Source organism: Phenylobacterium sp., from assembly GCF_036501465.1.
In the GTDB taxonomy this organism is placed as follows: Bacteria; Pseudomonadota; Alphaproteobacteria; order Caulobacterales; family Caulobacteraceae; genus Phenylobacterium.
The window spans coordinates 20031-43155 of record NZ_DASYAF010000101.1 but is presented as its reverse complement, the minus strand read 5'-3'; the positions used below and the strand labels follow the sequence as shown (position 1 = coordinate 43155).

At 69.8% G+C, this 23125-nt stretch carries 26 protein-coding genes; 19 read left to right on the top strand and 7 right to left on the bottom strand.

Annotation, left to right across the window (positions count from 1 at the left end):
• The first annotated feature begins 3 nt into the window (after window positions 1-3).
• From VGL85_RS10975 to VGL85_RS10965, 3 genes are all read left to right on the top strand, one after another.
• On the top strand, window positions 4-450 hold the full coding sequence (locus VGL85_RS10975) for a response regulator (RefSeq protein WP_331588974.1): 447 nt from the start codon (window positions 4-6) through the stop codon (window positions 448-450).
• Entirely contained in the window at window positions 447-1478 is a 1032-nt protein-coding gene (locus tag VGL85_RS10970; RefSeq protein ID WP_331588973.1) for a sensor histidine kinase, read from the top strand. The genes VGL85_RS10975 and VGL85_RS10970 overlap by 4 nt, the downstream gene beginning before the upstream one ends.
• Before the next feature lie 81 nt (window positions 1479-1559).
• Entirely contained in the window at window positions 1560-2057 is a 498-nt protein-coding gene (locus VGL85_RS10965) for an SRPBCC family protein (protein WP_331588972.1), read from the top strand.
• A 19-nt stretch (window positions 2058-2076) separates the two neighbouring features.
• Here the strand turns inward: VGL85_RS10965 and VGL85_RS10960 are convergent, their stop codons facing one another.
• Window positions 2077-2217, bottom strand: coding sequence for a hypothetical protein (locus tag VGL85_RS10960; protein WP_331588971.1), 141 nt, complete (start codon window positions 2215-2217; stop codon window positions 2077-2079).
• A gap of 115 nt (window positions 2218-2332) precedes the next feature.
• Between VGL85_RS10960 and VGL85_RS10955 the strand changes: the two genes are divergently transcribed.
• Both VGL85_RS10955 and VGL85_RS10950 read left to right on the top strand, forming a co-directional pair.
• A complete protein-coding gene (locus VGL85_RS10955; RefSeq protein WP_331588970.1) occupies window positions 2333-3649 on the top strand; it encodes an alkyl sulfatase dimerization domain-containing protein in 1317 nt (438 codons plus the stop codon).
• A 74-nt stretch (window positions 3650-3723) separates the two neighbouring features.
• Window positions 3724-4359: a DUF4142 domain-containing protein gene (locus VGL85_RS10950; protein WP_331588969.1), complete on the top strand. Its 636-nt coding sequence runs from the start codon at window positions 3724-3726 to the stop codon at window positions 4357-4359.
• Between the two features lie 47 nt (window positions 4360-4406).
• Here the strand turns inward: VGL85_RS10950 and VGL85_RS10945 are convergent, their stop codons facing one another.
• Entirely contained in the window at window positions 4407-4622 is a 216-nt protein-coding gene (locus VGL85_RS10945; RefSeq protein ID WP_331588968.1) for a hypothetical protein, read from the bottom strand.
• 304 nt (window positions 4623-4926) lie between these two features.
• On the opposite strand from VGL85_RS10945, the gene VGL85_RS10940 reads away from it, so the two are divergent.
• From VGL85_RS10940 to VGL85_RS10915, 6 genes are all read left to right on the top strand, one after another.
• Window positions 4927-5136, top strand: coding sequence for a cold-shock protein (locus tag VGL85_RS10940; protein ID WP_331588967.1), 210 nt, complete (start codon window positions 4927-4929; stop codon window positions 5134-5136).
• Window positions 5137-5272: 136 nt separating this feature from the next.
• The gene (locus VGL85_RS10935) at window positions 5273-6943 is read left to right on the top strand and encodes a M28 family metallopeptidase (RefSeq protein ID WP_331588966.1); all 1671 of its coding nucleotides are present in this window, start codon (window positions 5273-5275) and stop codon (window positions 6941-6943) included.
• 91 nt (window positions 6944-7034) lie between these two features.
• Window positions 7035-7835 (top strand): site-2 protease family protein, encoded by an 801-nt coding sequence (locus VGL85_RS10930; protein WP_331588965.1) that lies wholly within the window; start codon window positions 7035-7037, stop codon window positions 7833-7835.
• A gap of 15 nt (window positions 7836-7850) precedes the next feature.
• Window positions 7851-8537, top strand: a complete 687-nt coding sequence (locus tag VGL85_RS10925) for a peptidylprolyl isomerase (protein ID WP_331588964.1) — start codon at window positions 7851-7853, stop codon at window positions 8535-8537.
• 1 nt (window position 8538) lies between these two features.
• Window positions 8539-9117: a hypothetical protein gene (locus VGL85_RS10920; protein WP_331588963.1), complete on the top strand. Its 579-nt coding sequence runs from the start codon at window positions 8539-8541 to the stop codon at window positions 9115-9117.
• 187 nt (window positions 9118-9304) lie between these two features.
• Window positions 9305-9598 carry a UrcA family protein gene (locus VGL85_RS10915; protein WP_331588962.1) on the top strand — a complete coding sequence of 98 codons (294 nt, stop codon included), beginning with the start codon at window positions 9305-9307 and terminating at the stop codon, window positions 9596-9598.
• Window positions 9599-9748: 150 nt separating this feature from the next.
• On the opposite strand, the gene VGL85_RS10910 is transcribed toward VGL85_RS10915, so the two are convergent.
• Both VGL85_RS10910 and VGL85_RS10905 read right to left on the bottom strand, forming a co-directional pair.
• Window positions 9749-11608 carry an NF038122 family metalloprotease gene (locus VGL85_RS10910; protein ID WP_331588961.1) on the bottom strand — a complete coding sequence of 620 codons (1860 nt, stop codon included), beginning with the start codon at window positions 11606-11608 and terminating at the stop codon, window positions 9749-9751.
• A 156-nt stretch (window positions 11609-11764) separates the two neighbouring features.
• Window positions 11765-12844: a mechanosensitive ion channel family protein gene (locus VGL85_RS10905; RefSeq protein ID WP_331588960.1), complete on the bottom strand. Its 1080-nt coding sequence runs from the start codon at window positions 12842-12844 to the stop codon at window positions 11765-11767.
• A 126-nt stretch (window positions 12845-12970) separates the two neighbouring features.
• On the opposite strand from VGL85_RS10905, the gene VGL85_RS10900 reads away from it, so the two are divergent.
• Window positions 12971-13675 (top strand): GNAT family N-acetyltransferase, encoded by a 705-nt coding sequence (locus VGL85_RS10900; protein ID WP_331588959.1) that lies wholly within the window; start codon window positions 12971-12973, stop codon window positions 13673-13675.
• 108 nt (window positions 13676-13783) lie between these two features.
• The gene (locus VGL85_RS10895; protein ID WP_331588958.1) at window positions 13784-14938 is read left to right on the top strand and encodes a hypothetical protein; all 1155 of its coding nucleotides are present in this window, start codon (window positions 13784-13786) and stop codon (window positions 14936-14938) included.
• A gap of 135 nt (window positions 14939-15073) precedes the next feature.
• Here VGL85_RS10895 and VGL85_RS10890 read toward each other — a convergent pair whose 3' ends face one another.
• Entirely contained in the window at window positions 15074-16642 is a 1569-nt protein-coding gene (locus tag VGL85_RS10890) for a hypothetical protein (protein ID WP_331588957.1), read from the bottom strand.
• 136 nt (window positions 16643-16778) lie between these two features.
• Window positions 16779-17162, bottom strand: coding sequence for a hypothetical protein (locus VGL85_RS10885; protein ID WP_331588956.1), 384 nt, complete (start codon window positions 17160-17162; stop codon window positions 16779-16781).
• 159 nt (window positions 17163-17321) lie between these two features.
• On the opposite strand from VGL85_RS10885, the gene ruvC reads away from it, so the two are divergent.
• Window positions 17322-17825 carry a crossover junction endodeoxyribonuclease RuvC gene (ruvC, locus tag VGL85_RS10880; protein ID WP_331588955.1) on the top strand — a complete coding sequence of 168 codons (504 nt, stop codon included), beginning with the start codon at window positions 17322-17324 and terminating at the stop codon, window positions 17823-17825.
• A gap of 7 nt (window positions 17826-17832) precedes the next feature.
• Here ruvC and VGL85_RS10875 read toward each other — a convergent pair whose 3' ends face one another.
• On the bottom strand, window positions 17833-19083 hold the full coding sequence (locus tag VGL85_RS10875; RefSeq protein ID WP_331588954.1) for an MFS transporter: 1251 nt from the start codon (window positions 19081-19083) through the stop codon (window positions 17833-17835).
• A 308-nt stretch (window positions 19084-19391) separates the two neighbouring features.
• Between VGL85_RS10875 and ruvA the strand changes: the two genes are divergently transcribed.
• The 5 genes from ruvA to VGL85_RS10850 all read left to right on the top strand — a co-directional run bounded on the left by ruvA (window position 19392) and on the right by VGL85_RS10850 (window position 23118).
• Window positions 19392-20009: a Holliday junction branch migration protein RuvA gene (gene ruvA / locus VGL85_RS10870; RefSeq protein WP_331588953.1), complete on the top strand. Its 618-nt coding sequence runs from the start codon at window positions 19392-19394 to the stop codon at window positions 20007-20009.
• 127 nt (window positions 20010-20136) lie between these two features.
• Window positions 20137-21168: a Holliday junction branch migration DNA helicase RuvB gene (ruvB, locus tag VGL85_RS10865; protein ID WP_331588952.1), complete on the top strand. Its 1032-nt coding sequence runs from the start codon at window positions 20137-20139 to the stop codon at window positions 21166-21168.
• Window positions 21169-21300: 132 nt separating this feature from the next.
• The gene (locus VGL85_RS10860; RefSeq protein WP_331588951.1) at window positions 21301-21792 is read left to right on the top strand and encodes a YbgC/FadM family acyl-CoA thioesterase; all 492 of its coding nucleotides are present in this window, start codon (window positions 21301-21303) and stop codon (window positions 21790-21792) included.
• A gap of 90 nt (window positions 21793-21882) precedes the next feature.
• Window positions 21883-22587 (top strand): protein TolQ, encoded by a 705-nt coding sequence (tolQ, locus tag VGL85_RS10855; protein ID WP_331588950.1) that lies wholly within the window; start codon window positions 21883-21885, stop codon window positions 22585-22587.
• Window positions 22588-22590: 3 nt separating this feature from the next.
• Window positions 22591-23118, top strand: a complete 528-nt coding sequence (locus VGL85_RS10850) for an ExbD/TolR family protein (protein WP_331588949.1) — start codon at window positions 22591-22593, stop codon at window positions 23116-23118.
• The last annotated feature ends 7 nt before the right edge of the window (window positions 23119-23125 follow it).

Genomic DNA, 23125 nt, shown 5'->3' with positions numbered 1-23125 from the left:
CCGATGAGTGAACAGCAGCATGTCACGATCGTGATGGTGGAAGACGACGAGGGTCACGCCCGCCTGATCGAGCGGAACATCCGCCGCGCGGGGATCAACAACGCCATCCGCCACTTCACCGACGGGGCCACCGCCCTGCGCTACCTGGAGGCCGATCGTGACGGCCCGGCGCTGAACGGCCCGGCCCTGGTGCTGCTCGACCTCAACCTGCCGGACATGAGCGGGATCGACATCCTGGAGCGGGTGAAGTCCAACGCCCGGCTGAAGCGCACGCCGGTCGTGGTGCTGACCACCACCGACGACAAGGCCGAGATCCAGCGCTGCTACGACCTTGGCTGCAACGTCTACATCACCAAGCCGGTGAACTACGAAAGCTTCGCCGACGCGATCCGCCAGCTTGGCCTGTTCCTGTCGGTGATCCAGGTCCCTGACGTCGAGGCGGGCGGGTGAGCGAGCCGCAGCGCCGTATCCTCTATGTCGACGACGACGAGGGCCTGCGCCAACTGGTGCGCCGGTCCCTGCAGCGGCGCGGCTATGAGGTCGCTCTGGCGGCCAGCGGCGAGGAGGGCCTGGCTTTGCTGGAGGCCGGCGGGATCGACGTGGTGGCCATGGACCATTTCATGCCGGGCCTGGGCGGCTTCGCGGCCCTGGAGCGCATCTGCGCCATGCCCGACCCGCCGCCGGTCATCTATGTCACCGGCTCCGACGAGAGCCGGGTGGCGGTCTCGGCGCTGAAGGCCGGCGCAGCGGACTATGTGGTCAAGACCGTCGGCGACGAGTTCTTCGACCTGCTGGACACCGCCATGGTCCAGGCCCTGGAGAAGGCCGAGCTGCGCCGCCGCCACGCCACGACCGAGGCCGAGCTGCGCACCACCAACCAGCGCCTCGAGGCCCTGCTGCACGAGGTGAACCATCGCGTGGCCAACAGCCTGCAGCTGGTCTCGTCCCTGGTGCGCATGCAGGCCTCGGCCGTCGATGGCGAGGCGCGCGCGGCGCTGAAGGACACCGGGCGGCGCATCGAGGCGATCATCCAGGTCCACCGCCGGCTCTATGCTTCCGAGGACGTGCAGGTGGTGGAGATGCGCGACTATCTGGAGCCCCTGGTGCGCGAACTGGAGGGCACCTTGTCCTCCGCCGAGTCGCCGCGGCGCATCGTGCTGACGGTGGAGGGTGTGAAGCTGCCCACCGACCAGGCGATTTCGGTGGGCGTGGTGGTCAACGAGCTGGTCACCAACGCCTGCAAGTACGCCTACAAGCGCGGCCAGGCCGGCGAGGTGCGAGTGGGCCTGATCCCGCAGGACGGCGCCCTGCTGCTGTGCGTGGAGGACGACGGCCCCGGCCTGGCGGACGGCGCGGCCAAGGGCACCGGCCTCGGCGCGCGGCTGATCAAGGCCATGGCCCACAGCCTGAAGTCGGACGTGACCTACGACTCCAGCGCCTCGGGCGTGAAGGTGAGCCTGCGCCTGCCGGCCGCCTGAGCGCCTTCACCGAAGGCCTTGGCTTACCCAGGGTCGCCGGGGCACAGTGCCCCGAACCACCAAGAAACCAGGGGGAGACCAATGAAACTCAAACTCGCCGCCACGCTTGCCGGCGTGGCCCTTTCCGGCCTGACGCTGGCCGCCGGCGCCGCGCGCGCCGAGGACTTCGTCACCATTCCGCTGGAGACCACGGTCAACGCCCCGGCCGACAAGGCCTGGCCGAAGATCAGCGGCTATTGCCTGATCGGCGCCTGGTTCAAGACCACCTGCACGGTGGCGGGCCCCGACGGCCAGGTCGGTTCGGTGCGCACCATCGCCGGGCGGGTCCGCGAGCTGCTGGTCGCCAAGACCGCCTGGTCCTACACCTACTCCCAGCCCAAGAGCCCGATCGACTACCACGGCACCGTGGAGATCCAGCCGATCGACAAGAAGACGTCGAAGCTGCTCTACACCCTGGTCTATGACGCCGACGCCCTGCCGAAGCACGAGGCGGAAGACAAGGCCAAGGACAAGGAGCAGCGCACCCGGCAGTTCACCGGCCTGCTGGCGACCATGAAGGCGGCGGCCGAGGCGAAATAGGCCGCGTCGCCGGCGCCCTCTACCGCCGACCCAGGAAGGTCACCACCGCGTAGAGGGCGGTCAGCGCCAACAGGCCGATCACCATGGCCCGGCCGAGCAGCTTGCGCCGGGCCTCCTCGCGCGCGCCGTCGCCGTCTTTAGGGGGGTCCTGGTCGCTCAAGCCTGGCCTCTTGTTCCGATGCGCGGAATGATCCGGCCGCGCTGTTTCCCGGCATAAGGCCGATGGCGTACTGCCGCCACCGAAAGTCGCTCACAAGCTTCGGGGGACCGTCTCCATGCGCACCATCTTCGCCGCCCCGATCGCCGCCTTCGTGGCGCTCGCCGCCCTGGCCGCGCCGACGCTGGCGCCGGCCCAGGAGACCCTGGGCTCGAACCAGCCCACCAGCGCCGGGGCGGACCGGACCAAGGCGCTGAGCTTCGCGGGCGGGCGCATCTTCCAGGCCGTCGGGTTCGGCAACACCTTCATGGTCACCACCAAGGCCGGCGACGTGATCATCGACACGTCGCTGCCGATGAACGCCCAGCGCCACCACGCCATGCTGCGCGCCGAGGACAAGGCGCCGATCAAGGACATCATCCTCACCCACAGCCACGGCGACCACACCGGCGGCGTGAGGGCCTGGAAAGAGCCCGGGACCCAGGTGATCGAGCAGGCCAGTTCGGTGGAATTCCGCAATTACATGGAACGGCTGGCCGGCTTCTTCGCCCTGCGCAACGCCGCCCAGTACCAGGCTTCGGTGGGCGCGCTGGCCGGCCCCGGCGGCGCCATCCGCGCCGGCCTGAACCCCGGCGACTACGCCGCGCCCAAGCTGGCGGACGTGCTGTTCGACAAGGAATACAAGTTCAAGCTGGGCGACCTGACCTTCGACTGCCTGTCGATGCCGGGCGAGACCCCGGACATGCTCAACGTCTGGATCCCGGAGCTGAAGGCGCTGTTCATCGGCGACAACTACTATGCGTCGTTCCCCAACATGTACACGCTGCGCGGCACCCCGCCGCGGCCGGCGCTGAACTATGTGGAATCGATCGACAAGGTCCTGGCGCTGAAGCCCGAGATCGTGCTGCCCAGCCACGGCGTGCCGATCGTCGGCGCCGCCAAGGTCCAGAAGGTGCTGAAGCAGTACCGCGACGCCATCCTCTATGTGCACGACGCCACGGTGAAGGGCATGAACCAGGGCAAGGACGTCTACACCCTGATGCGCGAGATCAAGCTGCCGCCGGAGCTCTATGTGGGCGAGGGCTACGGCGCGGTGAGCTGGTCGGTGCGCGGCATCTACGAGGGCTACGCCGGCTGGTTCGACACCGATCCGGCGACCATGTACGCGGTCTCGCCCGGCGAAGCGGCGGCCGAGCTGGTCAGGATCGCCGGCGGCGCGGGGCCGGTGGCGGCGCGCGCCCAGGCGGTCGCGGCCTCGGACCCGGCGCTCGCCCTGCGCCTGACCGGCGCGGCGCTGGCCGTGGAGCCGAAGAACGCCGCGGCGCTGGCCGCCCGCAAACAGGCGCTGCAGACCCTGCTCAAGGCGTCGAAGAACTCCAACGAGAGCGGCTGGCTGAACGCCGGCCTAGCCAAGGTCGCCGCGGCGGAGAAATAGGCGCCAAATGGCAGGCGGCGGAGCTTTGCCGCCATCCGGACGTTGGGCTCGCGAACCTAACCCGGGAGAGTTCCATGAAGCGCACCCTGATGCTGAGCGCCGCCGCGCTTGCGGCCCTGTCGCTCGCCGCCTGCAACAAGACCGCGGCCAACAATGCGGGAAGCACGGCCAGCGACACCGCCGCGAACGCCGCCACCAGCGCCGCGACAGCGACCAACAAGGCCGAGGACGCCACGGGCGCGGCGGTGGGCGCGACCTCCGCCAACACCCTGGGATCGCATGACACCGGCGCCTTCGTCTCCAACGCCAGCCAGGGCGACATGTACGAAGTCCAGGCGGCGCAGATCGCGCAGAAGCGCTCGAAGAACAAGGACGTGGTCGCCTTCGCCAAGATGATGGTCAAGGACCACACCAAGAGCACGGCGATGATGAAGCCGCTGATGGCCGCGGCCAACCAGACGCCGGCCGCCAAGCTCGACGATCGCCGCCAGGGCTTCATCGACCACCTGAACAGCGCCAGCGACGCCGACTTCGACAAGACCTACATCGACCAGCAGGTCGCCGCCCACCAGGAAGCGCTGGACCTCTTGCAGGGCTACGCCAAGGACGGCTCCGACGCGGGCCTCAAGGGCGGCGCGGCCAACCTCGCGCCCACCGTCCAGATGCACCTGGACAAGGCCAAGTCGATTCAGGCGGGTCTGAAGAGCTAGTCCGCGACCGGGGCGGCGGAGCGAGCGGGACGATCAGCGGGGGCGGCTCAGGCGTCGCCGTAGAAGCCGTGCTCGCCGCTCACCCGCACCTGGCAGGCGCGGCCCTCGTCCTGCAGGGCCCGGGCGCGCTTGTTGGCCGAGGCCTTGGCCTCTTCCTTCTCCGCGGTGTGGTCGGAGAAGACGCCGCGATATTCCACGGCCCAGCGGTCGTTATCGCGCGCGACTGTGAGGACTTCGCGATCGCCGGCGCCGCGGATGGCCATGAGGGAAAATCCTTTCGAGGCGCCCCGATGGGCGCCGTGAGCAGAGCTATATATAGGAATTGCAAAGCAGATTTTCTAGCCGCGCTTGCCAGCTTTGTCTCGGCTTTTCGGAAAATCCGAGATTTTCCTTGTTCTCGGCCCTGGATGATGCGAGGCTAAGGCATCGAATATCGTTTTGGCTCGCCCGCTCTCCATCCCCGATTTCTAATCGGGAGCCGGAACTGCCCTCGATCCTCTCCGAAAATTTGATCGCGCAGCCCACGAGGGGCGCGTGAATACTCAAGACCCGGAAGGGGATACTGATATGGCGACAGGCGTCGTGAAATGGTTCAACGGCCAAAAGGGCTTCGGCTTCATCCAGCCTGATGGCGGCGGACAGGACGTTTTCGTCCACATCTCGGCCGTCGAACGGGCGGGCATGACCTCGCTCAACGAAGGCCAGAAGGTCAGCTTCGAGCTGGAAAAGGACCCGCGCAACGGCAAGACGTCCGCGGGCCAGCTGCAAAGCGCCTGAGGACCGACACCGCGCTCTTCTGAGCCGCGTGAGACAGAGGGGTCGGCGCCGCGAGGCGCCGGCCCTTTTTCTTTGGGCCGGCCCGTGGACCGCCAAGCGAACTGGCGGGCGCGGAATTTCGGGCTAGGGTTGAGCCATGCGCATCGCCTTGCTTGCCGCGGCCCTGACCGCCCTCGCCGTTTCCGCTTCCGCCCAACCCAAGATCGACACCGGTCCCATCTCGCCGCAGCGGCTCAGCGCCGACGTGAAGGTGCTGGCCGACGCCAGGCTGGCCGGCCGCGCGCCGGGCGGCCCGGGGGAGGCCGGCACGCTGGCCTACCTGGAGGCCCAGTTCAAAGCCGCGGGGCTGAAACCGGCCGGCGACGCGGGCGGCTGGACCCAGGCGGTGCCGCTGATCCGCTTCCGGGTCGATCCGGCGGCGACGCGTTTCGCCCTGACTTCCAGCGGCCGGACGCGCCCCCTCGCCGAGACCAAGGACGTGATGGTCTGGACCCAGCGGCCGGTCAGCCGCGTGCAGGTGGAAAAGGCGCCGCTGGTCTTCGTGGGCTATGGCGTCACCGCGCCCGAGCGCGGCTGGGACGACTTCAAGGGCGTCGACCTGAAGGGCAAGATCGCCGTCGTCCTGATCAACGACCCGGACTTCGAGGCCAAGCCCGGCGAGCCGGTGGCCGGCAAGTTCGGGGGGCTGGCCGCCACCTACTACGGCCGCTGGATCTACAAGTTCGAGGAGATCGCGCGGCGCGGCGGGCTGGGCTGCATCATCGTCCATGAGACGGCGGGGGCGGCCTATCCCTGGTCGACGGTCGTGGCATCCAACGGCGACAGCTACGACGTGGTCCGCACCGACGCCGACAAGGTCCATCCGCTGATCCAAGGCTGGATGCAGCGCGATCTGGCGGTGCAGCTGTTCAAGCAGGCCGGCCTCGATTTCGAGGCCGAGAAGGTCCGGGCGCGCACCTATGGCTTCAGGCCGGTGGCGCTGAAGGGCGCGAGCTTCTCCGCCGATTTCCCGGTCAAGACCGACCGGCTGACCAGCCACAATGTGCTGGCCGAAATCCCCGGGACCACGCACCCGGACGAGACCGTGACCTTCGCCGCCCACTGGGACGCCTTCGGCCAGGGCCCGCCGGACGCCAGCGGCGACACGGTGCGCCACGGGGCGATCGACGACGGCATGGGCGTGGCCGGCGTGCTGGAGATCGCGCGGGCCTTCTCGCACGGCCCGAGGCCGCAGCGCACCCTGGTGTTCGGCGTCTGGACGGCCGAGGAGCGGGGCCTGCTGGGCAGCGAATACTACGCCACCCATCCGAAGTTCCCGCTGGCCACCAGCGTCGCCAACTTCACCATGGACGTGGTGCAGACCGCCGGCCCCAGCCGCGACCTGGTGCTGGTAGGGAACGGCAAGTCCAGCCTGGACAAGGACCTCGCCGCGGCGGCGGCGAAACAGCACCGGACGATCACGCCGGACCCGCACCCGGAGAAGGCGCTGTTCTACCGCGCCGACCACTTCAGCGTCGCCAAGCGTGGCGTGCCGACCGAGCTGATCATGGGCATGGCCGCGGGTCCCGACCTGCTGGCGGGCGGCCGCGCGGCCGGCGACAAGTGGGTCAACGACTACACCACCCGCTGCTACCACCAGGTCTGCGACAACTGGAGCGCCGCCTGGGACCTGCGCGGCGCGGCCCAGGACATCGACCTCTTCTACGAAGTCGGCAAGGCGCTGGCGAACAGCCGCGAATGGCCGACCTGGAACGCCGGCTCGGAGTTCAAGGCGGTGCGGGAGAAGACGGCGGCCCTGCGGAAGTGACGCCGCGCGCACGCCTCCTCGCCCTGCTGGCCGCCAGCGCTTTCGCGCTCGGCCCGTCCCGCCGCGCGATCGATGTGCTAAGCGCAGCCTCGTGACCCAGACAACACCCCCGACGACGACGGCCCCGCCCGCGCCGCCCAAGCCCGCCAATCCGCTGGTCGGGCCGGGGTTGTTGCTGCTGTGGATCGGCATGGGCGCGGCCCTGGTCGCCGCGCCCAGCGGGCCGCTCAGCTTCGCCTTCGTGCTGCTGGGCTGGGTGCTGGCGGTCATGGTCCACGAGTTCGCCCACGCCGCGACCGCCTGGCTGGGCGGCGACCGCACGGTGACCGAGAAGGGCTATCTGTCGTTCGACCCGCGCCGCTATGGCGACGTGGGCGTCAGCCTGGTGATCCCGCTGGTGGCGCTGCTGATGGGCGGCGTGGGGTTCCCGGGCGGCGCGGTCTATATCCGCAACGACCTGCTGCGCGGGCCCCTGTGGCGCTCGGCGGCGGCGGCGGCGGGGCCGGCGGCGACCCTGCTGGTCCTGCTGGTCCTGAGCTTCGGCCTGTCGTTCTGGGCGGGCTGGGGCGTCGCCGGGCCCGGGCCGCTCGCCCTGTTCGCCGCGCTCACCGTCCTGGCCTTCCTGCAGGTGATGGCCCTGATGCTGAACCTGCTGCCTGCGCCGGGACTGGACGGCTTTTCGATCCTGCGGCCCTTCCTGCCGGCCCCGCTGCAGTTCCGCAGCCGCCGGGCCGAGGGGCTCGTGATGCTGCTCCTGCTGCTGGCGCTGCTGGCGCCGCATGGGCTGGGGAGCTACCTGTTCCGCTGGGCGGCTCAGGCCAGCCTGACGCTCGGCCTGGACCTCAACGCCCTGCTCGCCGGCTGGCGCGCCTTCCACTTCTGGGAGCGCTGAGGCTAGACTGGCGACATGCTCCTTCGCCGCACGCTCATCGCCCTCGCCATCGCTTCCGGCCTGGCCGCGCCCGCCGTCGCCCAAGCCCAGACCCAGGCCCAGACGAGTGACGCCAAGCCCAACCCGAGGGTCGTCATCACCACCACCGAGGGCGCCATCACCGTCGAGCTGGCCGCCGACAAGGCGCCGATCACCACGGCCAACTTCCTGAAGTACGTGGACCGCAAGCTCTACGACGGTTCGACCTTCTATCGGGCGTCCAAGCCGCCAGGCCAAACGACCAACGACTATGGCTCCATCCAGGGCGGCCTGCGCGACAACGTGAAGAAGAAGCTGCCGCCGATCGCCCACGAGAGCACGCTCAAGACCGGCCTACACCACGGCGACGGGACCATCTCCATGGGCCGCTACGCGCCGGGCACCGCCCAGGCCGACTGGGTCATCTGCGTCGGCGACATGAGCTACCTCGACGCCACGGCGACGGATCCCGGCTTCGCGGCCTTTGGCCATGTGACCGACGGCATGCCGGTCGTCCGCCAGATCCTGGGCGAGCCCACCGACCCCAACGCCGGGGTCGGCGCCATGAAGGGCGAGATTCTGGTCCATCCGGTGAAGATCGTCTCGATCCGCCGCGCGCCGCCGCCGGATCCGGCGGCCGCCGCCCCGGCCACGCCTCCCGCCGCCGCCGCGCCAAAGCCCTGACATGACCACCAAGACCTCGAAGCTGAAGGTGGGCGTCGACGTCCCCTGGGTGACCAGCTGGTCGGAGGAGCCGATGACGACGATCGGCCCCTGCCCCAGCGTCGATGGGGCCATCGCCGTGAACCAGGTCGAGAACCCCGGCAAGGGCCACCCGCTCTATTCGCGCAACCACCTGTTCCGCCAGCGCAAGAGCGTGCGCGAGATGCTGTGCCCGATGTGCGGCAAGCCGACGGCGAACGGTGACCGCTGGAGCCAGACCGGCCATTGGACCGACGCCGCCGACATCCGCCGGCGCAACCTGGGCGTCTGGTTGCCCGCCGACTTCAAGGACGACCGCCGCCTGTTCGACGCCGGCGCCATCGCCCCGCTGCACCGCGCCTGCGCCGAGCGGTCGCGGTCGCTGTGCCCGACGCTCAAGGCCCTGCCGCAGCAGGACCTGCACGCCTTCCCGGACGCCTGGCTGATCGCCACGATCAACATCGAGGCCAAGCCCAAGCCCGGCTATGCGAACCTGCCCCAGCAGTCCGTGGTCGCCATCACCTTCCTGCAGCTGATCGGCGTGCCGGACCATGCGGGGTAGCTCGCCCCTCCCGCGAACATTACAGGCCGTTCAGATTATTACATGAATTTTAAGTAATTAATCCTAAGTAAGTTTGTTAAATCGGCGTCATTACGTAGACTTCACGGGACTTAACTGAAGTCTGAAAGTATTCCCTCTTCATCGGCGGCCCGCAGCGCCAGCCACATTCGAAGAGGAAGACCCAGCTATGAAGTCCCCCGCCAAATATGGTTTCGCCGGTTTCGCCGCCGTGGTGCTGGCCTCCCTGCCAGTCGCGGTGCTGTCCACCGCCGCCCACGCCGCCGAACGGGTCCAGGTCTCCGACCTGAACATGTCCAGCGCCGCCGGCCAGGCCGCCTTCTCGGCTCGTGTCGATCAGGCCGCCCGCCACTTCTGCCGCAGCGAACGCGACCTCAACGCCCGCGCCGCCTGCCAGGTCGGCATCCGCCAGGAAGCCGCCGAAAAGGCCTCCACCAGTTTGCAGATGGCCTCGCGCATCTAACCGCCCAGCCGGTGCGTACATCCAGCAAGAGGGTCTCCCCCGGCCCTCCAAACAGTCCGCCCCAGGCTCCCCGGCCGCTTGGCGGACGCCAAGGCCCGCGACCCTCCCCGGCCGCGGGCCTCTTGTTTTCCGGAAGGTCGCGGCGAACCGCTAGAGGTGGCTGAGCGTGCCCTGGAAGATCCAGTCGCTGGGCAGCGACTGGAACTGGACGTTCATCAGGATCATCTCGCTGCCGTTGGTGAAGGTGACCACCGTGTTGGCTCCCACCTGGCTGAGCGCGAAGGAGGTGCCAGGGTCCAGCTCCACCCGGTCGCCCTGGGCGTAGTTGAAGTCGGTGACCTCATCGAGCCCCACATTGGACGAGCCGTGGAAGATGTCGGCGCCGGCGCCGCCGGTCTCGGTGTCGTTGCCCAGGTCGCCGGAGATGAAGTCGTCGCCGGGGCCGCCGACGATCACGTCGTCGCCCTGGCCGCCGCGCATGACCTCGTCCTGGGTCCCGGCGTGCAGGGTGTCGTTGCCGAGGTTGCCCAGCACGATGTCCTGGAAGCCGCCGCCGCCCGTCAGGCTGTCGTCGCCCTGGCCGCCGACCACCCAGTTGGAGCCCGTGCCCCCATGCAGGGTGTCGGCGCCCATGTTGCCGTTCATGTCGTTGAAGCCGGAGCCGCCGTTGATCACGTCGTCGCCAGCCCCGCCGCGCAGCACATTGTGGCCCGAGCCGCCGGTGACGGTGTCGTCGCCGGCGCCGCCCACCAGGCTGTCGTCGCCGCCCGTGCCGGTCAGCACCATGCCGGCGGGCCCGGTAGCCTGGCCGCCGGTCTGGGTCACGCCGACGGTGTAGGAGCCCGCGTAGCCGTCCACGAAGGCGCCGGCGTCCACATAGTAGGTCCCGCTCTGGGTGGCGGTGAAGACGATCTTCGAGTCAGGGTCGGAGCCGTCGACGATGTCGTCGTTGGTGGCCACCACCGCGCCGGTGGAATCGTGCAGCTGCAGGAAGGGATCGGCCAAGGTTCCGCCGCCGCCGGTGTGGCCGGTCTCGGTGACCGCATAGGTGACGCCGGCCTGCAGCTGCACGGCGAACCAGTCGTGGTCGCCCGCCTGTTGCAGCGCGCCGGTCGCCGCGCCGCCGATGGCGATGTGGCCGAAGGCGTGGGTGGTGTCGGTCAGGCTGTTGGCGAAGTCGTCGGGGGCCGGGACGAACGGGCCGGTGGAGCTGGTCGGGTTCCAGCCCAGGACGTCGAGCTCCTGCAGGTCGGTCGCCGAGACCGTGCCCGCATCACCCGGCCCGCCGGCCCCGAAGGAGTCGCCCCGCACCGAGAAGTCCCAGTCGCCCAGGTCGTCGCCGTCGAACTGGCCCGCCGCATTGACCGAGTTGTGGAACGGCAGGGCGGAGACGTCGTTGGGGGCGATGCCGAAGAAGGTGGCGATCCCATCCTGGCCGCCCGTGAAGTCGCGCGCGCCCGCGGCGGTGAAACGGAACAGGTCCAGCGGGTTCCAGCGATGCTCGGCGATCCCCAGGCTGGAGACGCGGCCGAACAGCCCCTCGGTGATCTCGTGGTCGATCGCCCCGACCGCGTCCTGGCCGAAGGTGAAGGGCAGGTTGCTGTTGAGGGTGACGCTGTCTTCGGTTTCGTTGGTCTGGGACGCCAGGCCCAACATCGTCGCATAGGCCTGCGGCAGGGCGAATCCGACCCCGTGCGAAGGGTCGCTCGCCGGCAGGTTGGCGACCGCGATCCTGTCGTCGGCGGTGGTCGCATGCGCGTTCAGCGCCGCCGCATAGCTGGCGTAGCTGACGTTGACCTCGGTGAAGTTGTTCTGCGCGCTGGCGCCGGGGCTGAGCGGCGCGAACGAAAAGTCGACGTTCAGCGTCACCTGGTTGGTGAAGTGCTGCTGCAGGAAATTCTCGGCGGTGATGATCGCCGAGCGATAGGCCGCGGTGACGGTGTCATCGTAGTCGTTGATGAACGTCAGGCCGCTGCCGGCCAAGGTGACGGCTTCTGTGGGCAGGGTCATGCTCAGCCTCGGAACTTACGCAGCGTCATCCCTCGTCGGTCATGTGGCGGGGAAGCGCACGGCCATGTCAATCTTCCGGCGCGAGCATGATGGCGTTTGCGGCCCATCCGTGGCGCGAGCGTCTCGGGACTGACACGATGGCGGCGACGGATCGCCTCAGCCCTTGGCGCGGCGCGGCCGGGCTGGCGCGGCGGACTTCGCCGCCAGCTTGGCCCTCGCGCCCGACGGGGCCTCGGAGCGGGCGCGACGGGAGTGCGGCGGCTCGAACTTGCGGGCCTCCACCGCCACCTGCTGCGGATAGGGGAAGGTGAAACCCTCGGCCTCCAGCCGCTCGCGGACCGCCTTCATCAGGTCGTAGCGGCCGCCGTCGAAGTCGGCCACCGCGAACCAGGCGCGCAGCGAGACCGTGACCCCGCGCTCGCCCATGGCGGTCATTCTGGCCCAGGGGACGGGCTGGTCCTTGACCTTGGGATCGGCGCCGGCGCAGGCCAGCAGGGTCAGCAGCGCGCGGTCCACGTCGTCCTCGTAGTCGATGACGAAATCCAGGGTGACCTGCCGCGAGACCGGCGAGCTCATGTTGACGATGGTGTCGCCGAACACCTTGGAATTGGGCACGTGGACGCTCAGGTTGTCGCTGCTGGAGAGCCGCGTGCTGAACAGGTCCAGGCCGCGGACCGTGCCCGCCTTGCCGGCGATCTCCACCGAATCGCCCACCCGGTAGGGCCGCAGGATCAGCAGCATCACGCCCGCCGCCACGTTGGACAGCGCCCCCTGCAGCGCCAGGCCGATGGCCAGGGAGGCCGCGCCCAGGACGGCGATCACCGAGGTGGTCTTGACGCCCAGCTGCCCGAGCATGGCGATCAGGCCCACGATGATCACGATGTAGCGCACCAGGGAGGCGGCGAAGCTCATCAGGGTGGTGTCGGGCGGCCCGCGGCGATGGGCGCGGCCGATGGCCCGGGCGACAAGGCGCGAGGCCCAGTCTGCGGCCCAGACCGTGCCCACCAGGATCACCCCGGCCATCGCCAGGCTTACCGCCAGGCCGGCCGCCGCGTCGGCCATCTGCCGCAGCAGCTCGCCGTCCCCCAGCATCAGCCGCTTCGCCTGGTCGACCACCGGGGGCAAGGTCGGGTCGGTGGGGAGGGCCAGCGCCGGCGCCGCCGCGGGGTGGGCCTGAAGGGCCTGGACGAGGGGGTTGGCGGGTGTTGGGCTGAGGATTGGGGGGCTCGCGGCCACGCAAATACGCTCGCGGTCTGTGGGTCCGAGCCTTCGAAACGCACAAGCCGCGCATCGGTCGCCGCGATCGGCTGGCAAGACCGGCTCCGCGGCCCTATTTCGACAGTCCGAACCGGACCGAACGCCTTGCCCCATCCCCTCGACCGCCCCGTCTGGAGCGCGCTCACCACCCGCCAGGCGCATCTCGCCCAGGTCCACGTCGGGGCGGGCGGCGGCCGCGCGGTGCGGATGATCGCCGACTACGGCCTGTTCGCCGCGACCGCCGAGCGCACGCCCGAGAGCCTGGCGGCGCTGTCCGCCCTTCTCCCCGAGCAGGGTGCGCTGGCCCTGGTGGAGGCCGAGGCGTTCCCGCCGGTTCCGGGGGCGGCGAGCGAGCCGCGCCAAGTCTGGCAGATGGCCTGCGCCGGCCTGACCGACTTCGCCGCCGGCCCGCCAGGGTTCGAGATCGTCGCCCTGACCGAGGCCGACGCGCCCGAGATGCTGGCGCTCGCCACCCTGACCGAGCCCGGTCCGTTCTTCGCCCGCACCCACCAGCTCGGCGACTTCATCGGGGTGAAGGTGGACGGCAGGCTGGCGGCCATGGCCGGCGAGCGGATGAAGCCTGCCGGCTTCACCGAGGTCAGCGGCGTCTGCGTCCACCCCGACCACCGCGGCCACGGCTATTCCGCGGTGCTGAGCCGCAGGGTCGCCACGGCGATCCTGGCGCGTGGCGAGCAGCCGTTCCTGCACGTCTACGCCCACAACGCGCCGGCCATCGCGGTCTATGAGAAGCTGGGCTTTTCCCTGCGTCGCGAAATGGCGATGACCGTGCTGACCCGGGCGGCCGCCTAAGCGCTCGGCCTGCGACGAAGAGCCGTGTTACACTTGGCCTATGTCCGCTGCGGATCGTGTTATGATACACACAGGCTCATAGAACCTATGACGGGGAGAAGTTTGATCATGCGCCGCGCCCTCATTCTCGCACTGGGAACCGCGCTCGCCACGACCAGCGTGGCGATGGCCGCAACCGACACCGCCAAGGACGCCAAAGCAGGGCCCGCCAAGGCGGCGCCCGCGAAGGTCGTCAAGGCCAAGGCCGACGTCGACCCCACCGTCTCACCGCCGGGCTGGACCCCGCCGAAGACCAGCTGGGGCGCGCCGGATCTCGGCGGCTACTGGTCGAACGCGACCATGACGCCGCTGACCCGCAACACGAAGCTGACCAACAAGGGCACGCTCTCGCCGCAGGAAGCCAAGGGGCTTGAGAAGGCCTTCGCCGAGGCCCTGGAAGAGGCCGACCGGCCCACCGACGAAAAGAAGGGGCCCGGCAAGGTCACCGACAAGGATTCGCCGGAAGCCAAGTTGGTCGCCATCCGTCCCGACTTCGCCGCCGCCGGTGGCGACGTGGGCGGCTACAACACCTTCTGGATCGACCCCGGCTCGCACATCATGGAGGTGAACGGCGAGTACCGCTCCTCGATCCTCACCACCGACAACGGCATGCCGCCGGCCCGCAAGGCGAGCGCGCCCCGCGCGCCGGGCTTCCCGCGCGATTCCTACGACAGCTATGAGGTCCGTGGCCTGGGCGACCGCTGCATCATGGGCTTCGGGCGCAACGCCGGCCCGCCGATGCTGGCCAACGGCTACTACAACAACAGCTACTACATCATCCAGACGCCCGACACGGCGGTGATCCAGATCGAGCTGATCCACGACACGCGGATCGTGCGGATCAACGGCACGCACCGCACCGACGGCGTGCGAACCTACATGGGCGACTCCATCGGCCACTACGAGGGCAACACCCTGGTGGTGGAAACCACCAACATGCTCCAGAGCCAGAACTTCATGGGGTCCTGGAAGAACCTGAAGATCACCGAGCGCTTCACCCGCGTCTCGCCCACCCGGATCAACTACAAATTCCAGGTCGAGGACCCGGACACCTGGGACAAGCCGTGGGGCGGCGAATATGACTTCTATCCGCTGAACGGCATCGTCTACGAATACGCCTGCCACGAGGGCAACTACGCCCTGCCGGCGATTCTGGCCGGCGCGCGCCGCAAGGAAGCCGAAGAAGCCGGCAAGGCCAGCGCGCCGAAGCCCGGCGCGGAATAAGACTGATCGGACGGGAGGCGGCGAGGCCGCCTCCCGGGCCTGTCTGCGACGGCGCCGCCGCCGTGGCCGCTTTCGACCTCGACCACCAGCCGTCGCCGCCCCTTGGGCGGCGCATAGCGTTTCAGGCTGGGGTGCTCAGGGCGTCGGCTGGGCCAGGACCCAATCGAGCGCCGGATCGCGACCGGCTTTCACGTCATCCCAGGTCGGTGTGATCGCCTTGTCCGGCGCCACGGCGTTCGGTCCATGCTCGCGGAACTTGTAGTAAAGGCTCGAGGCGCGGACGATCAGATGCGAATTGGGCAGGCGGAACTGCCGCGGCTCCTGGTAGGAATTCGGCTTCTCGCCGATCTCCTGGCCCACCAGGATCGCCTTGGTGTCGTCCTGGAACTGAGCGGCGTTGTTCATGGCCGCCGAGAAGGTGAGCGCCCCCACCAGCACATAGAGCCGGCCGGTCTGGTTGAGGTCGGCGCGGGCCTTCAGGGGCCGGATCAGGAAGCCGTAGCCCACGGTGTTGTCGCCGCCGCCGTTGTCGCGCATGTCGATGATCAGCTTGCCCGGATGAGCCTTGTCGATCAGCTCGAACATCTCACGCGCGTCGCGCCCGAGCGTCTGGTAGCCGTGGAAGGCGCAGTAGACGGCATGGCTGGCCGCCAGGTCCTGGCACCAGAACGCCCGGCCGGGGTTCTGGTGCGCCAGGCCCGTGGCGGCCGTCGCCCGGGTCATCGGGACCGTGACGCCCGGCCCCAGGCCCGTCAGCTTCAGGGTGATGAGCCGCCCCGCGTCGGTCTTCAGGACGTAGGTCGCCTGGTTGCGGGCCGGCGTGATCCCAAGGCCATGCAGCAGCATCCCTGAGCGCAGATAGGTCACCGCGCGGCCCTCCTGCAGCTCGGGGAGCTCGTCCTGCGGCGTGAGCGTAAGCGCGCGGGTCCAGGCCTCGGCGACCGGGAGCCCGCCGATCCGTTCCAGCCGCGCGCCCAGCGCCCGCTCCAGGCCGGGGCCCGCCGCCACGACACGCAGGTCGGAGCCGAAGCGGGCGAACTGGATCGGCATCATCTGGCGGTCCAGCGGAAAGGACACGCCGGTGTGGCCATCCCCGATGCCGTTGGCGATGCGTTCGAGGCCAACGAAGATCTGGTCGCCGTTCATCCGTCCCAACCGCGCGTCGAGACGCGCGACCTCAGCCTCGAACGCCGGCCGCGGCTGATGGAAGAACGCATTGGCGTGGCGCTTCGGCAGCTCGGCGGCGAAGGCCGCCACATCCTCGCGCCACTGGGCGGTGGTGAGCGCGAGCGTCGGCTTCATCGCATCCGGCGCCAGGGGCGGGCCGGCGCGGACCAGGGTGGCGCCGCCGCGGTTGATGCCGGTGTGGAAGGCTACGGAGAGCTTGTCGCCGTCGAGGGCAAGCTCGGCTGTTCCCGACCCGGCTCGCTCGTCGAACGTCAGGCTGACGCGCCCGGGCCCGCCGGTCGCCCCGCTCGCCTCGAAATCCGATTGCGACGTGAAGAATTGCGCGAAGTACCGGCCGTCGGCGCAGACGAGGTTCAGGGTCATCTCGACCCGCTCGGCGCCGATCCCGCCGGTCGAGCCCTTGAAGACACCCGTCGGCGCGCCCGTCGGACAGTCGGCCCAGGCCTGGCCGGCCGCCGCCGACAATGCCGCGGCTGCGCAGGCGCCGGCCCACCAGAACCTGTTTTTGCTGCTCACGCCGGTGCTCCTGCCGGCGGCGACTATCGACAGGCCGACCCCGACTGGCCCGTGAATTCGGCGTAATGTCCCAGGTAATATCGATACCCGTATCCGGCCGCCGGGTCGGCGCCAGGAACCGGAAGGCAGGTAGCGGCTAGGCTTCGCGGTATTCCATGTAGCCGCGCTCGACCATGCGGCGCATGGCTTCGTAGACCTCGGCCAGTTCCTCGAAGGCGGCGCGCAGGGTGGCCAGTTCCTCCACCTGCGCCGCGGACAGCGGGCGGGACGCATCGGCGGCGGCGATGCCCTTGGCGACCCACAGCGCCCGGGCCTGGGAGGTGGCGAGCGCGAGCTGCTCGAAGCGCTTGGCGTCCACGCCGGCCAGGGCCGCGCCCATCACCCGGCGGTTGGCCGAATAGGCGGTGTAGTCAATGCTCTCCAGGTTCCCGCGCAGGGCGCGCTGGGCCTTCGGATCGCTGAGCTCGTCGGGCTCGAAGTGGTCGTTGACCACGCGATGGACATTGCTTCGGGTGGACATGGCAGACCCTCTCCCCCGCGAGGTTTCGGGAGGCGACTCCGCGGGCATGCCCATCTGATCCGCAAATGCCTAAGATCGGATTTAGGACGACGGGAGCGCTCGCTCATCCTTCGTCAACCCTTCCCGCGCCCATCTCCCCAGGGCACACTGGAACAGACGATGAACGCGATTCGGCCGATCCGTATCCTGGGGCTCGACCCCGGCCTGCGCCGCACCGGATGGGGCGTGGTGGTGGTGGACGGCGCGCGGCTGGCGCACGTGGCCCACGGGGTGATCGCGCCCAAGGACACCCTGCCCTTCGCCGAGCGGCTGGCGAGCCTCTACGAGGCGATCGAAGCGATCGTCGTCGCCCACGCACCGGACGAAGCGGCGGTGGAGGAGACCTTCGTCAACGAGAACGCCAGGAGCGCGCTGAAGCTCGGCCACGCGCGCGCCTGCTGCCTGATCGTCCCGGCCCGCGCCGGGCTGGTCGTCGCCGAATACGCCGCCACCGTGGTCAAGAAGGCCGTGGTCGGGACCGGCGCGGCCGACAAGGCCCAGGTGGGCTTCATGATCCGCCGCCTGCTGCCGACCGCCGGCGAGACCACCGCCGACGCCGCCGACGCCCTGGCGGTGGCTATCGCCCATGCGCACGCGCGCCGGGCGCGCAGCTACGCGGCCTGACTTCAGGCTAGACGGGCTCGATCTTGCCCTTGCCGAAGAAGACGTTCCAGGTGAGGCCCCGCGTCGTCACCGCCACCAGGGCGTAGAGCGCCACGCCGCTCACGCCCATGGCCGCCTCCACATAGAGCATGCCCACCGCGCCCAGGTGCGTCTCGGCCCAGCCGTCCACTAGGGTCACCAGCAGGATGGGCGCGTTGGAAAGCGAGGAGATCAGGTTGAACTTGGTGCCGGCCGCGCCCTGGCCGATCGCCTCCAAGGTCACCGCCGAATAGGCCCCGTAGCAGAGGCCGACCACCAGGTTGTAGACGCCGCTGTAGACCAGGAAACTGAGCGGGGTGCGCACGGTGAGCGCCATGGCCACCGCCACCGCCGACAGCCCGATGCCGTAGAGGGCGTAGGCGAGCTTGCGGTCGATCCGGTCGGCGATGTAGCCGCCGGCCACGCAGCCCACGATGCCGGCCAGGCCGGAGAGCACGCCGCTGGCCAGGGCCACCTCGTCGGCGCCCGCGCCCCAGTCCTTGGCGATCGCCGCCCAGAGCTGCTGCAGGCCGCCGGAGCCGATTGGCAGCAGCATCAGGAAACAGGCCAGCAGGCCGATCCGGGTCTTCACCAGGGAAAGCACGTCGCGCCAGGTTTCGCCAAGCGTCTCGGCGTAGCTCTTGCCCAGGCCCACCCGGCCCGGCTCCTCGATCGAGAGCAGCGGCAGCAGGCAGGCCAGGCTGGCCGCGGCCAGCAGGACGCCGGCGATCCACGGCTGGCCCGAGTGCTGGGCGATCCAGAGGCCTGCGCCGCCGCCGAGGCCCGCGCCGCCCAGGTTGCCGGCCTGACTCCAGCCGCCGGCCTGGCCCTTGAGGTTGTCCGGCACGTCGAAGGCCATGAAGCGGTCGACGGCGATGGCCGTTGCGGTGGCCGCCACCGAGCTTGCCAACACCAGGCCGTTGAACAGGCCGAGCAGCTTCGGGTCAGTGGGCAGGACGGCGATGCCGACCAGGGAGGCCGCGGTCGCCAGCGTCCCGATCGCGAACCAGCCCTTGGCGGTCAGGGTGGTGTCGATCAGTGGCGACCAGACCACCTTCCAGGTGTTGGCCAGCAGCGCCATGCCGGCCAGCACCGCGATGGCTTCGACGGTGGCGCCGGCGTGCTGCAGCAACCAGCCCAGGGTCACCGTCACATAGCCCGTCGCCATGCCGAACGGCAGGTAGAGGACGAGATAGACCGCCGGGTGCGAGCCCGTGCGCGGCGTCTGGTGATCGGTCATCGGATCCCCGGCTTTGCGGCCACCCTAGACACAGAGCCGCGTCATCAGAACTGCACAAGTTTGTCCGGACGCCAGGATGATCCTGCTTAATTCCTTGCGCGGTCTGGTTAACCGGCGCGCCCCGGACGGGGGCCGTGATCCCGAGACGTTCACGATTGATCAAGCGAAGCGGCATGGTTTACGGCATGCTCGGAACAGATGCCGAACGTGATTCATCATAAACCCGCTCATCCCCGGCCAACGGAGCGGCGCAGCCGCGCAGGCCGAGCCGGGGAGCCAGGACCCTCTGTGCGCCCAGGATCTCGCCCATGATCGGCCGCCTCTCGGGCCTGGTCGCCGAGGTCGGCGAGGAGGACGCCCTGATCGACGTGGGCGGCGTGGGCTATGTCGTGCGCGGCGGCGCGCGCACGCTCGGCCACCTGCCGGCCATCGGCGAGGCGGTGGTGATCCACGTGGAGACCCAGTGGACCGAACAGGCCGGGATGACGCTCTACGGCTTCCTGGGCCGCGACGAGCGCCGGGCCTTCCTGGCGCTGAAGACCATCCAGGGCGTGGGGCCAAAGGCGGCGCTGGCGGTGCTGGACGTCCTGCCGCCGGCCGAGCTGGCCGGCGCGGTCGCCCGCGGCGACCAGGCGGCCGTCTCGCGCGCCAACGGCGTCGGGCCGAAGCTCGCCCTGCGCATCGTCACCGAACTGAAGGACAAGCCGATCACCGACGGTCCCGTCGCCGCCTTCCACGCCGCCGCCCTGCGCGGCGCCGAACCCGCGAAACCCAGCGTCACCGGCGAAGCCGTCGCCGCACTCATGCACCTGGGCGTCGCCGAGCCCGCCGCCCGCCGCGTCGTCGAGCAGGCCGCCCTGCGCCTGGGCGACGAGGCCGAGGCGCCCGCCCTGATCAAGGCGGCGCTGCAGGAGCTGGGAAGGTGACAACAAAACCCCCGCTCATCCCGGGGAAAGCCGGGACCCGAGCTGAATCAGCGGATGTTTCGCGGATGATGGCTCAATCCAACGATCCTATGGGTCCCGGCTTTCGCCGGGATGAGCGGTGGATGGGATGACCCGCCTCGTCTCCGGCGAGCCCGCGCCGCTCGAAGCGCCGGACAAGGCGCTGCGGCCGCAGACCCTGGCCGAGTTCGTGGGCCAGGAGCAGGCCAAGGGGAACCTTCGGGTGTTCATCGAGGGCGCCCGCTCGCGCGGCGAGGCGCTGGACCATGTGCTGCTGTTCGGCCCGCCGGGGCTGGGCAAGACCACGCTCGCCCAGATCGTGGCGCGCGAGCTGGGGGTGAACTTCCGCGCCACCTCCGGCCCGGTGCTGGCCAAGGCCGGCGACCTCGCCGCCATCCTCACCAACCTCGAGCCCAACGACGTCCTGTTCATCGACGAGATCCACCGCCTGGCGGCCAACGTCGAGGAGATCCTCTATCCGGCCATGGAGGACCACGTCCTGGACCTGGTGATCGGCGAGGGCCCGTCGGCGCGCTCGATCCGCATCGATCTGGCGCCCTTCACCCTGGTGGCGGCGACGACGCGGGCGGGCCTGCTGGCCACGCCGCTGCGCGACCGATTCGGCATCCCGATCCGGCTGGAGTTCTACACCCACGCCGAGTTGCAGACGGTGCTGACCCAGGCCGCCGGCAAGCTCGGCCTGGCCCTGCACCCGGACGGCGCCGCCGAGATCGCCGCGCGCGCCCGCGGCACGCCCCGGGTCGCCGGGCGCCTGCTGCGCCGCGTGCGCGACTTCGCCGCCGCCGACGGGGCCGAGATCATCGACCGCAAGGCCGCCGCCAGCGCCCTGGCCCGCCTCGACGTCGATGAGCACGGCCTCGACGCGCTCGACCGCAAATACCTGCGCGCCCTCATCGAAAACTACGCCGGCGGGCCGGCCGGCGTGGAGACGCTCGCCTACGCCATCGCCGAGGCCCGCGACGCGGTGGAGGACGTGATCGAGCCCTTCCTGCTGCAGCAGGGCTTCATCCAACGCACGCCGCGCGGGCGGATGGCCTGCGCCAAGGCCTACGGCCATCTGGGGCTGGCGGCGCCGAAGGGAGCCTCCCCTCCGACGGCAGGGGATCTTTTCGACGAATGACAAAATCAACCGTCATCCTCCGGTCAGCCGCCAGGCTGATCCGGGGGACCCAAGCTGGATTGCAGGATGGGAAGCGGCCCTATGGGTCCCCCGGATCGGCTTCCAACCGACCGGGGGATGACGAGGCTTGGCATGAATGATCCGGACCAACCCTCCGCCGGCCACATCGTCGGCCGCGAGCACCGCCTGCCGGTGCGGGTCTATTACGAGGACACCGACTTCACCGGGGTGGTCTACCACGCCAACTACGCCCGCTATTTCGAGCGCGGCCGCTCCGACTTCCTGCGGGTCGCCGGCGTCAGCCACGCCGTGCTGCTGGAGCGCGAGGACCCGGCCGCCTTCACGGTCACCAGGCTGGAGATCGCGTTCAAGCGCGCCGCGCGGATCGACGACGCGCTGCTGGTGCGCACCACCTACGACGCCGTGCGCGGTCCGCGCCTGTTCATCACCCAGCGCATCACCCGCGGCGAGGACCTGATCGCCGAGGCGCGCGTCGAGGCCGCCTGCATCGACCTGAAGGGCCGGGCGCGCAAGCCGCCGCCGGGGCTGGCCGAAGCGCTCGCGCCCCTGTTCGCTCCCTCGGTCGCCCCCTCGGTCACCCAGGGGTTTGCAACTTCGCCTTAAGATCGCCACTGCATCGGGACACGACCCATCATCTTCCGCGTTGATTCGCGTTAGCCGCCTAAAACGCCGCTTGGGAGCTTCTGGCCTCGCATGGATTCCGCCGCCGCCGCCTCGCCGGACAGCCTCAACTTCTTCGTTCTTTTCATGCGGGCCGACTGGGTCGTGAAGCTGGTCATGCTGGGCCTGTCCGGCGCCTCGCTGTGGTCCTGGACGGTGATCATCGACAAGACCTTTCGCATCTCGCGCATCAGCCGCCAGGCGCGGGAGTTCGAGGACGAGGTCGCCTCCGGCAAGAGCCTGGAGGAGATCGCCAACGCCGCCGGCGAGCGGCCGGCGCACGTCCTGCCGCGCATGCTGCAGCAGGCGCTGAAGGAGTGGCGCGACGCCCGCGCCAAGGGCCTGTCCACCGACGGCCAGGCGGCCTTCCTGATCCAGCGCATCGACCGGGTGCTGGACGCCGCCATCGCGCGTGAGACCGGGCGGCTGGAGGACGGGCTGGGCTCGCTGGCCATCGTCGCCACCGCCTCGCCCTTCATCGGCCTGTTCGGCACGGTGTGGGGGATCATGAACGCCTTCCAGGCGATCGGGGTGCAGAAGAACACCTCGCTGGCGGTGGTCGCGCCGCACATCGCCGAGGCCCTGTTCGCCACCGCCATCGGGCTGATCGCGGCCATTCCCGCCTATATCGCCTTCAACAAGTTCTCGACCGACGCGGGCAAGTTCGCCGCCCGGCTGGAGGGCTTCGCCGACGATCTGTCGACCGCCATCCAGCGGCGGCTGGCGGAGCGGGTCTAGGCCATGGCGCTTTCGGCCAACGACGCCTTCGCGGCCAGCGGTCGGGGCGGGCGCCGCCGTGGCCGGCGCGGCCGGCGCGGCGCGCTGTCGGAAATCAACGTCACGCCGCTGGTGGACGTGATGCTGGTGTTGCTGATCGTGTTCATGATCTCCGCCCCGCTGCTGACCGCCGGCGTGCCGGTGGAGCTGCCGAAGACCGAGGCCGGTTCGCTGCAGGACCAGAGCGAACCGCTCACCGTCACCATCCGCGCTGACGGCCAGATCTTCGTGAAGGAGGACGAGGTGCCGTTCGGCTCCTTGTCGCCGCGGCTGAAGGAGATGGCCGGGCCAAATACCGGCAAGCCGATCTTCGTGCGCGCCGACGGCAAGGCGCCCTATGCGATCGTGGCCCAGGTTATGGCCTCGCTCTCCACCTCCGGCTTCACCTCGATCAACCTGATCACCGACACCGGCGGCCCATCGTCCGGCGGCCCATCGTCTGGCGGCCAGTCCGGCGGGGAGCAGAAGCCCGCGGAGGCTGGCGCCCAGTGACCCGCCG

Excerpts from the sequence above, each read along its gene's own strand:
- VGL85_RS10975 (WP_331588974.1), top strand. The coding sequence starts at position 4 with ATGAGTGAACAGCAGCATGTCACGATCGTGATGGTGGAAGACGACGAG.
- VGL85_RS10965 (WP_331588972.1), top strand. The coding sequence starts at position 1,560 with ATGAAACTCAAACTCGCCGCCACGCTTGCCGGCGTGGCCCTTTCCGGC.
- VGL85_RS10955 (WP_331588970.1), top strand. The coding sequence starts at position 2,333 with ATGCGCACCATCTTCGCCGCCCCGATCGCCGCCTTCGTGGCGCTCGCC.
- VGL85_RS10950 (WP_331588969.1), top strand. The coding sequence starts at position 3,724 with ATGAAGCGCACCCTGATGCTGAGCGCCGCCGCGCTTGCGGCCCTGTCG.
- VGL85_RS10945 (WP_331588968.1), bottom strand. The coding sequence starts at position 4,622 with ATGGCCATCCGCGGCGCCGGCGATCGCGAAGTCCTCACAGTCGCGCGC.
- VGL85_RS10940 (WP_331588967.1), top strand. The coding sequence starts at position 4,927 with ATGGCGACAGGCGTCGTGAAATGGTTCAACGGCCAAAAGGGCTTCGGC.
- VGL85_RS10935 (WP_331588966.1), top strand. The coding sequence starts at position 5,273 with ATGCGCATCGCCTTGCTTGCCGCGGCCCTGACCGCCCTCGCCGTTTCC.
- VGL85_RS10925 (WP_331588964.1), top strand. The coding sequence starts at position 7,851 with ATGCTCCTTCGCCGCACGCTCATCGCCCTCGCCATCGCTTCCGGCCTG.
- VGL85_RS10920 (WP_331588963.1), top strand. The coding sequence starts at position 8,539 with ATGACCACCAAGACCTCGAAGCTGAAGGTGGGCGTCGACGTCCCCTGG.
- VGL85_RS10915 (WP_331588962.1), top strand. The coding sequence starts at position 9,305 with ATGAAGTCCCCCGCCAAATATGGTTTCGCCGGTTTCGCCGCCGTGGTG.
- VGL85_RS10910 (WP_331588961.1), bottom strand. The coding sequence starts at position 11,608 with ATGACCCTGCCCACAGAAGCCGTCACCTTGGCCGGCAGCGGCCTGACG.
- VGL85_RS10895 (WP_331588958.1), top strand. The coding sequence starts at position 13,784 with ATGCGCCGCGCCCTCATTCTCGCACTGGGAACCGCGCTCGCCACGACC.
- VGL85_RS10885 (WP_331588956.1), bottom strand. The coding sequence starts at position 17,162 with ATGTCCACCCGAAGCAATGTCCATCGCGTGGTCAACGACCACTTCGAG.
- ruvC (WP_331588955.1), top strand. The coding sequence starts at position 17,322 with ATGAACGCGATTCGGCCGATCCGTATCCTGGGGCTCGACCCCGGCCTG.
- VGL85_RS10875 (WP_331588954.1), bottom strand. The coding sequence starts at position 19,083 with ATGACCGATCACCAGACGCCGCGCACGGGCTCGCACCCGGCGGTCTAT.
- ruvA (WP_331588953.1), top strand. The coding sequence starts at position 19,392 with ATGATCGGCCGCCTCTCGGGCCTGGTCGCCGAGGTCGGCGAGGAGGAC.
- ruvB (WP_331588952.1), top strand. The coding sequence starts at position 20,137 with ATGACCCGCCTCGTCTCCGGCGAGCCCGCGCCGCTCGAAGCGCCGGAC.
- VGL85_RS10860 (WP_331588951.1), top strand. The coding sequence starts at position 21,301 with ATGAATGATCCGGACCAACCCTCCGCCGGCCACATCGTCGGCCGCGAG.
- tolQ (WP_331588950.1), top strand. The coding sequence starts at position 21,883 with ATGGATTCCGCCGCCGCCGCCTCGCCGGACAGCCTCAACTTCTTCGTT.
- VGL85_RS10850 (WP_331588949.1), top strand. The coding sequence starts at position 22,591 with ATGGCGCTTTCGGCCAACGACGCCTTCGCGGCCAGCGGTCGGGGCGGG.